This is a genomic window from Streptomyces sp. NPDC060209 (genome assembly GCF_042728155.1).
Classification (GTDB): Bacteria; Actinomycetota; Actinomycetes; order Streptomycetales; family Streptomycetaceae; genus Streptomyces.
In genome coordinates, this window is sequence record NZ_JBHWZS010000363.1 from 1 (window position 1) to 8,062 (window position 8,062).

Genomic DNA, 8,062 nt, shown 5'->3' on the forward strand with positions numbered 1-8,062 from the left:
GCTGAGCGGCCCGCCCGTCCTCACATCCGTGGCGCTACGCGCCGAGCAGCGTCCGCACCCGGTCCGCCCCGACCGCGAGGAGGAGCGTGGGCAGGCGCGGCCCGGTGTCCCGGCCGACGAGCAGCCGGTACAGCAGCGCGAAGAAGGAGCGCTGTGCCACCTTCAGCTCGGGTGTCGGCTTGGCGTCCGGCGCCAGGCCCTCCAGCACCTTCGGCACTCCGTAGACGAGCGTGGTCAGGCCGTCCAGCGACCAGTGCGAGTCGAGCCCTTCCAGCAGCAGTCGCAGCGACTCGCGGCCCTGCTCGTCCAGGGAGCCGAGCAGCTCCTTGTCCGGCTCGTCGCGGACGATGGTGCGGGCCTCGGCCGGCACCTGGGTGGTGATCCAGTTCTCGGCGCGGTCGAGCCGGGGCCGTGCCTCGTCGAGCGAGGTCAGCGGGTTCTCCGGGTCGAGCTCGCTGAGGATGCGCAGCGTCTGGTCCTCCGCGCCGGCGGTGATGTCGGCGACCGAGGCGAGCGTGCGGTACGGCAGCGGGCGGGGGGTGCTGGGCAGCTCCCCGGCGGCCGTGCCGATGGCTCGGGCGTAGGCAGCGGCGTCGGCGGGCAGCACCGTGCCGTCGGCCACCTTGCGGGCCAGCGAGTCCCACTCGTCGTAGAGGCGCTGGATCTCCTGGTCGAAGGCGATCTTGAAGGACTGGTTGGGCCTGCGGCGCGCGTACAGCCAGCGCAGCAGGGGCGCCTCCATGATCTTCAGCGCGTCGGCCGGAGTCGGCACGCCGCCCTTGCTGGAGGACATCTTCGCCATGCCGGAGATCCCGACGAACGCGTACATCGGCCCGATCGGCTGGACGCCGTCGAAGACCTCGCGGACGATCTGGCCGCCGACGACGAACGACGAGCCGGGTGAGGAGTGGTCCACGCCGCTGGGCTCGAAGATCACGCCCTCGTAGGCCCAGCGCATCGGCCAGTCGACCTTCCAGACCAGCTTGCCGCGGTTGAACTCGTTGAGCCGGACCGTCTCGGCGAAGCCACAGGCCGAGCAGGTGTAGTTCAGCTCGGTCGAGTCGTCGTCGTAGGAGGTGACGACGGTGAGGTCCTTCTCGCAGTTGCCGCAGTAGGGCTTGTACGGGAAGTAGCCGGCCGAGCCGGAGCCGCCGTCGTCCTCGTCCGCCGCGCCGGAGCCCTCGGCGGCCTCCAGCTCGGCCTCGTCGACCTTCTTCTGCTGCGGCTTCTTGCCGCCCTTCGCCCCCGCCGCGCCGTCCTTCTTGGTGCGGTAGCGGTCCAGGACCGCGTCGATGTCGGCACGGTGCTTCATCGCGTGCAGGACCTGCTCGCGATACGTACCCGCCAGGTACTGCTCGGTCTGGCTGATCCCGTCGTACTCGACGCCGAGCTCGTCCAGCGCCTGGGTCATCGCGGCCTTGAAGTGCTCGGCCCAGTTCGGGTACGCCGACCCGGCCGGGGCGGGCACCGAGGTCAGCGGCTTGCCGATGTGCGCCTGCCAGGAGTCGTCGACGCCCTCGACGCCGTTCGGCACCTTGCGGTAGCGGTCGTAGTCGTCCCAGGAGATCAGGTGGCGCACGGTGTACCCGCGGCGGCGGATCTCGTCGGCGACGAGGTGCGGGGTCATGACCTCGCGGAGGTTGCCCAGGTGGATGGGACCCGACGGGGACAGGCCGGACGCGACGACGACCGGTTTGCCAGGCGCACGTCGCTCCGATTCGGCGATGACATCGTCCGCGAAGCGGGAGACCCAGTCGGTCTCGGTGCTGCTCTGACTCGAAGCCACGGTCGGCACGTCCTTCTCTCGTGTAGGACTCGTAGGGGACGCCCACGAAGGGCACCACCATTCTCCCAGGTACCGCCCGCAGCGCGAAAACGGCTTTGCACCCCGTGGGATACTGGGGTGATCCCTTGTCCTCTACCGAAACGGCAGCCGGCTCATGGCTTCGGTCCCTTCCCTCGCTTCCACGCTCCAGCAGCAGCTGGCGGACGCCCTGACGGCAGCGCTGCCGGAGGCCGGCACCGCGGACCCGCTGCTGCGCCGAAGCGACCGGGCCGACTTCCAGGCCAACGGGATCCTCGCGCTCGCCAAGAAGCTCAAGGGCAACCCGCGCGAGCTGGCCTCCAAGGTCACGGCGGCCCTCCCCACCGGCGCCCTGATCAAGGACATCGAGGTGTCCGGCCCCGGCTTCCTGAACGTCACGCTCACCGACCGGGCGATCACCGAGACGCTCGCCGCGCGGGCCGCCGACGGCGACCGGCTCGGTGTCCCGCTGAAGTCCGCCGCGGGCACGACCGTGATCGACTACGCCCAGCCGAACGTGGCCAAGGAGATGCACGTCGGCCACCTGCGGTCGGCGGTCATCGGTGACGCGATGGTCCAGATCCTCGAATTCACCGGTGAGAACGTCGTCCGGCGCCACCACATCGGCGACTGGGGCACCCAGTTCGGCATGCTCATCCAGTACCTCTTCGAGCACCCGGGCGAGCTGGAGCACGAAGGCGGCAAGGCGGACGGCGAGGCGGCGATGTCGTCGCTGAACCGTGTCTACAAGGCGTCGCGGGTCCTGTTCGACTCCGACGAGGAGTTCAAGGCCCGCTCCCGTGACCGCGTCGTGGCCCTCCAGGCCGGTGACCCGGAGACGCTGGCACTCTGGCAGGGCTTCGTGGACGAGTCGAAGATCTACTTCTACTCCGTCTTCAACAAGCTCGACATGGAGATCGCCGACCCCGACATCGTCGGCGAGTCCGGCTACAACGACATGCTCGAGGAGACCTGCCGGATCCTGGAGGAGACGGGCGTCGCCGTCCGCTCCGAGGGCGCGCTGTGCGTGTTCTTCGACGACGTGAAGGGCCCGGACGGCAACCCGGTCCCGCTGATCGTCAAGAAGACCAACGGCGGCTACGGCTACGCGGCCACCGACCTCTCCGCGATCCGCGACCGCGTGCAGAACCTGAAGGCCGACACCCTGGTCTACGTGGTCGACGCCCGGCAGTCCCTGCACTTCAAGATGGTCTTCGAGACGGCCCGCCGCGCCGGCTGGCTGAACGAGGACGTCAAGGCGCACCAGCTGGCCTTCGGCACGGTCCTGGGCAAGGACGGCAAGCCGTTCAAGACCCGTGAGGGCACCACCGTCCGGCTGGAGGACCTGCTGGACGAGGCCGTCGAGCGCGCCACCGCCGTGGTCCGGGAGAAGGCCGGGAAGGTGGGCCTCTCCGAGGAGGAGATCGTCGAGAACGGCCGGTACGTCGGGGTCGGCGCCGTGAAGTACGCGGACCTGTCGACCTCCGCCGTGCGGGACTACAAGTTCGACCTGGACCAGATGGTGTCGCTGAACGGCGACACGTCGGTGTACCTCCAGTACGCCTACGCCCGGATCCGCTCCATCCTGCGCAAGGCGGGCGACGCGAAGCCCGCCGCGCACCCGGAGCTGGACCTGGCCCCGGCCGAGCGCGCGCTGGGCCTGCACCTCGACCAGTTCGGCGCGGTCCTGGAAGAGGTGGCCGAGGGGTACGAGCCGCACAAGCTGGCCGCGTATCTGTACCAGCTGGCCTCGCACCTCACCACGTTCTACGACCAGTGCCAGGTGCTGAGCGACGAGAACCCGGCGGAGGTCGTCGAGAACCGGCTGTTCATCGTCGAGCTCACCGCCCGCACCCTGCACCAGGGCATGAAGCTGCTCGGCATCAGGACGCCCGAGCGCCTCTGACCCGGCCTCCGGCGCCTGCACGAAGCCGGCGCCTGACGGATGGAACAGCACGGATCGCCCGTGCGGGACACGATCCCGCACGGGCGATTCCGCGATCCCGGCCGGGCGCGGCTGCCGTTCAGTCGAACGCGGCGGCGAACATCCCGGCCTCGTAGGAGCCGCCCCGCTGATGCACGATCACGGCGAGCCGGTTGGCAGCGTTGATCAGGGCGACCAGCGAGACCAGCGCCGCGATCTGGTCGTCGTCGTAGTGCTTGCGCACCAGGGCCCAGGTCTCGTCGGACACCCCTTGGTGGGCGTCGGCGAGCCGGGTGCCCTCCTCGGCGAGCGCCAGCGCGGCCTGCTCGGCCTCGGTGAAGACGGTGGACTCGCGCCAGGCGGCGACCAGGTGGAGCCGGACCGCGGTCTCACCCTCGGCCGCGGCCTCCTTGACGTGCACGTCGATGCACCAGCCGCAGCCGTTGATCTGACTGGCGCGCAGCGACACCAGCTCCTGCGTGGACTTCGGCAGCGGCGAACGCTGCACCACCAGGCCGGCGTTGGCGAACCGCTTGGCGAACTTGGAGCCGACCTCGTTCTCGAACAGGTTGAACCGTGCGTCCATGATGTCGTCCTCACTCGTGGTGTTGCACTGGACGAACACGAGATGCCGGCGCCACGCTCCGTGTGACAGGACGGCCGTGTGACGTACGCCATCGCCGGCGGGTGTCACAGAGCGGCGGGGTCCGGCGTCTTGTGCGCGTGACACCGTCGAGAGCGAACAGGCAGGAGCAGCCGGTGAAGAGCGAGCACAGCGAGCCCACGCACACGGACGACACGGCCGGGCGGCCCATCGACGCGGGACGCCCCGACCCGGCCACCGAGACGTTCGTCGCCCATCGCAACCTGTTGTTCACCGTCGCCTACGAGATGCTCGGTTCGGCCGCCGACGCGGAGGACGTCCTGCAGGAGACCTGGCTGCGGTGGGCGGGTGTCGATCTCGACGCCGTGCGGGACCGGCGTGCGTACCTGGTCCGGATCACCACGCGCCAGGCGCTGACCCGGCTGCGCACGCTCGGCCGCCGCAAGGAGTCCTACGTCGGCACCTGGCTGCCCGAGCCACTGCTCACCGCGCCCGATGTGGCCGAGGACGTCGAGCTGGCGGACAGCGTCTCGATGGCGATGCTGCTGGTGATGGAGACGCTCTCACCGAGCGAACGGGCGGTGTTCGTGTTGCGCGAGGTGTTCGGCCTCGATTACGAGGAGATCGCCGAAGCCGTCGACAAGAGCCCGGCCGCGGTCCGCCAGATCGCGCACCGGGCACGCGCCCACGTCGCGGCGCGCAGGCCGCGCGGGACCGTTTCCCCGAACGAGACCCGTGAGGCACTCGACGCGTTCCGAGGGGCGGTCGAGACGGGCGATCTGCAGAGCCTGCTCGACATCCTCGCGCCGGACGTCGTCCTCCTGGGTGACGGAGGCGGGGTCAAGCAGGCAATCCTCCGGCCCGTCGTGGGGGCCGACAAGGTGGCCCGGCTGCTGGTCGGCGGGCTGGGCAAGGTCTCCGCGCCGACATTCCGGCCGGCGCAGGTCAACGCCGGTCCGGCACTGGTCCTCAGGCTCGAAGGCGCCCTCGACACCGTCATGGCGGTGCGCATCGACGACGGCCTCATCACCGGGCTCTACGCCGTTCGCAATCCCCAGAAGCTGTCCCACATGCGGCAGGAGACCTCCCTGCGCCGCTGAACCCGCACCGACACGGACCGGAAACCGGCCGCCGAGCCGCGCGACGCCCGCCTCGGCACCACCGTCAGTACTCCGCCGGGACCCACTGCGCCGTGTCCGAGCGGTAGTAGTACTCCGGCCGGGCGGCGAGGCTGCTCGTACGGAACGGCTTGCCCCCGTCGTCGATGCGCAGGGTTCCGCTCCGGCCGCCGCTGGTCCACTCCAGCTCCAGGTACCAGGTCACGTCGTGCCCCTCCACATGCGCGTCGAGGTTGAACACCTCGACATCGGTGGAACTCACCCGGTACGGGAAGTCCTTCGCGGGGACGACCTTGCCGGCGTCCTCCCCGGCGACGGGCTTCGAACGCGGCCGGCTGTCGTCCAGGTCGATGTCGAAGGTCTGCGGCGTGATGCCTCCCCCGCAGCCGTTCCCCATCGAGTACGCGGACCGGGCGAGCGCCGCGTTGCGTCCCAGCACCCGCACATGCAGCCCGTTCAGCACGACCGCCTCGCCCGACGTCCCCTGGAGGGTGAGTTCGAGCTTCATGTCACCCCCGTCCACACCGCCGAGGGCCCGCGCCCAGCCACGGGTGTCCTGAGGCGCCGGTGGCGGCGGCACGTCGTCGGGCTCCTGGTCGAGCATGTAGTACTGCCCGCAGGGCGACTCCCAGTTGTACGAGCTGATGGTGGCGTGCACGGGCACGCCACCGCCCTGCGGCCCGCGCGAGGACGGCGAGGGCCCGGCAGGAGCGCTGCTCCTGCCGGCGGGCGAGGGAGCGGCGCTGCTGGGCGTCGCCGAAGCACCGGCGCTCCCGCTCGGCTTCACGCTCGCGCTCGCACGGCCACTGGGAACGACCAGCGTGCGGCTGGGCGCAGCGTCCGTCCGTCCGTCGTCCGACGGCTCGTCGCTGCCGAGGCCGCGTACGGCGAGGGCAGCAGGGACGGTGAGGGCCACGACCGCCACCGCGGTGAGCAGGACGCGCAGTCTCCGTGTGGTTCGCCGCCGGGGAGCGGGGACGGGTCCGGGGCGGGGCCCCTCCGGTGTCACGTCCCCCGATACGGATTCCGTTTCGGGCCGTGAGACCGCTTCCGATTCGGCCTGACCCCAGGGCGCGGCACTGTCCGGGGCGGCGGGCTCGGGGACGACCGGCTCGGGATCCGTGAACGAGGGAACGGCTGCCTCGGACGAGTCGGTCGCAGCAGCCGCCCCACCCGCTTCCGGTTTCCGCGTCCCCCGCCGCTTCGCCTCGTCGGCCAGGATCCACTTCCGGTGCAGTGCCATCAGTTCGTCGGCCGACGCCCGACACACCCGCGCGAAGCGTTCGACGGGCGCGTAGTCATGGGGAACGGCGTCGCCGTTGCAGTAGCGGTGCACGGTCGAGGTGCTCATGTGCAGCTTCCCGGCGAGCGCCCCGTAGCTGAGACCGGACCGCTCCTTCAGCCCCCTGAGCAGTGCCGCGAAGTCCTGGATCTCTGTGCCCACCCCGACCGTTCCCCTTCCGTTCCTTCCCGGAAAGGCGTTCCAGGGAGGTGATGTCCGCGCAGGTCAGAGTGCGTGCAGGCGTTCCAGCGTCCCGCATGCCACGGCAACCGTTGCAACGGAAATCCGGGCCTGGAAAGGATGTGGACACACCGCGGCGTTCCCCGCGACCCGTACATCCCACCCTCACCCGTCCCGGGAGCCGACGTGCGTGATCGACCTGAACTCAGCCTGACCGACGTGGTCGCCACGGGAGTGCTGATCGCCTGCATCGCGATCGTCATCGCACTCCTGTAACGCCTCTGATCATGCGTCACCGACCAGTACACCCGCCCGCACCTCAGGGAGCCAAACGGCGCCCCGGGCACCCATCATCTTCAAACGGGGAGAACTGTCTCATGCGCAACCTTCGCTTCCGCCGCGCCGCCCGCACCTCCGCCCTCGGCACCGCCGCGCTGATCGCCGCCCTGTCGCTGACGGCCTGCCAGAGCGACAGCCCGGCAGCCGCGGACGGCTCCACCGGCTCGGCGTCCCAGGCACCGGCCGGCGGCACCTCGGCCGCCCCGGCGGCGGACAAGGGCGAGAAGCCGACTGAGGGGTCAGGCACTTCCGACTCCGGTTCGGGCGCCGCCGATGGTTCCGGTTCCCCCAAGGCGAAGCCCACCACGAAGCAGCCGCAGGACAGCGGTGACGGCGACAGCGGTGACAACGGCGAATCCCTGCCCACCTGCACCGGAGCGAACACGAAGCTCACGATGACGAGCGTCACGCGCCCCATCAACCACATGCTGCTCACGGTGACCAACACCGGCTCGAAGGCCTGCTACGCCTACTCCTACCCGTTCCTGAGGTTCGGTGAGGCGCAGTCCGTCCCCCGGACTGTCGAGGAGAGCGTGCCGCAGGCCGTCGTCGTCCTCACCCCGGGCCAGTCCGCCTACACCGGCGTCATGACCTCGTCCGCCGACGGCAGCGGCACGGGCGGCTACTCCACCAAGGACCTGGCCGTCGGCTTCCAGGGCGCGGACTCGGAATCCGTGGGCACGCCGGTGAGCGTCCCGCTGAGCAAGGACGTGTACGTCGACAGCACCCTGGCCGTCACCTACTGGCAGACCGACATGGATGACGCCCTCATGTACTGACCTTCGCGACGGGCGTGACACCGCGGGAGCGG

General features: G+C 70.3%; 6 protein-coding genes. 3 read left to right on the forward strand and 3 right to left on the reverse strand.

Annotated elements, in window-relative coordinates; translation table 11 throughout:
* Positions 1–34: 34 nt before the first annotated feature.
* Positions 35–1,795 carry a lysine--tRNA ligase gene (gene lysS / locus ACFWFI_RS38210; RefSeq protein WP_387399689.1) on the reverse strand — a complete coding sequence of 587 codons (1,761 nt, stop codon included), beginning with the start codon at positions 1,793–1,795 and terminating at the stop codon, positions 35–37.
* 145 nt (positions 1,796–1,940) lie between these two features.
* Here lysS and argS point away from each other — a divergent pair, with 145 nt between their 5' ends.
* Positions 1,941–3,710, forward strand: coding sequence for an arginine--tRNA ligase (argS, locus tag ACFWFI_RS38215; RefSeq protein ID WP_387399691.1), 1,770 nt, complete (start codon positions 1,941–1,943; stop codon positions 3,708–3,710).
* Between the two features lie 118 nt (positions 3,711–3,828).
* Here argS and ACFWFI_RS38220 read toward each other — a convergent pair whose 3' ends face one another.
* Entirely contained in the window at positions 3,829–4,314 is a 486-nt protein-coding gene (locus tag ACFWFI_RS38220; protein WP_387399692.1) for a carboxymuconolactone decarboxylase family protein, read from the reverse strand.
* Positions 4,315–4,487: 173 nt separating this feature from the next.
* On the opposite strand from ACFWFI_RS38220, the gene ACFWFI_RS38225 reads away from it, so the two are divergent.
* Positions 4,488–5,432: an RNA polymerase sigma-70 factor gene (locus ACFWFI_RS38225; RefSeq protein WP_387399694.1), complete on the forward strand. Its 945-nt coding sequence runs from the start codon at positions 4,488–4,490 to the stop codon at positions 5,430–5,432.
* A 64-nt stretch (positions 5,433–5,496) separates the two neighbouring features.
* Here the strand turns inward: ACFWFI_RS38225 and ACFWFI_RS38230 are convergent, their stop codons facing one another.
* Complete coding sequence (locus ACFWFI_RS38230; protein ID WP_387399696.1) at positions 5,497–6,894, reverse strand: helix-turn-helix domain-containing protein; 1,398 nt, start codon at positions 6,892–6,894, stop codon at positions 5,497–5,499.
* 395 nt (positions 6,895–7,289) lie between these two features.
* Here ACFWFI_RS38230 and ACFWFI_RS38235 point away from each other — a divergent pair, with 395 nt between their 5' ends.
* Complete coding sequence (locus tag ACFWFI_RS38235) at positions 7,290–8,030, forward strand: DUF4232 domain-containing protein (RefSeq protein ID WP_387399698.1); 741 nt, start codon at positions 7,290–7,292, stop codon at positions 8,028–8,030.
* Positions 8,031–8,062: the final 32 nt, after the last annotated feature.